Origin of the sequence: Mesorhizobium sp. M7A.F.Ca.CA.003.01.2.1, assembly GCF_003998945.1 — a bacterium.
GTDB classification, from domain to species: domain Bacteria; phylum Pseudomonadota; class Alphaproteobacteria; order Rhizobiales; family Rhizobiaceae; genus Mesorhizobium; species Mesorhizobium ciceri.
This window is the reverse complement of the sequence record NZ_RZRA01001599.1, coordinates 1-560: the sequence shown is the minus strand read 5'-3', so window position 1 is coordinate 560 and position 560 is coordinate 1. Positions and strand designations below refer to the sequence as shown.

1 pseudogene is annotated in these 560 nt (G+C 67.1%); it reads right to left on the bottom strand.

Features of this window, described 5'->3' with window-relative positions:
* A pseudogene (locus EN969_RS34455) lies at positions 1-387 on the bottom strand (hypothetical protein); the annotation flags it as partial.
* Positions 388-560: the final 173 nt, after the last annotated feature.

Genomic DNA, 560 nt, shown 5'->3' with positions numbered 1-560 from the left:
GTTGGGGTCGAGGCACTCGCCCTGCCCGGATTTGCGCAAGGCGTCGCTCTTGTCGAGCACGGTTTTGGCTGGATCGATGAAATGGCTTCGCTCGGCCGGATCGATCTCCAGCCCGACCTGATCGTAAAACGGCCGCACAACGGCGGTCGGCGAGCCCGGCTGGATCGGTGCGGCGGGCGCGGCTTCGGCCGGCGACCATCCAACCGGCGGCGTGGCCGGTTCTGCCGCTCCGCCCGGCGCATTTGCGGGCGGTGCAGCGCTGTCGCTCGGCTGGGTGTCGGCCGGGGCGTTTGCCGGCGGCGCACCCAACAAGCCTTGCGCGGCGGCGCCGCTCAGAGCCGCCAGCAGGCACACACCCGACAGTGCCACGAACCGGCGGTGGGCCATCGCTTCACTCCGGCGTCTGGCCGGCCATGCATTCCAGCGCGCTGAGCGTCCAGTCGCTGGTTTTGGAAGCGATGTCCGATATCTTCCACTTGCCGTCGATCTTCTTGAGCGACCAGAGCATTTCACGTTTGGAATCATCGCCTTCCGGAAACAGGCTGAAGGATGCCGTGACC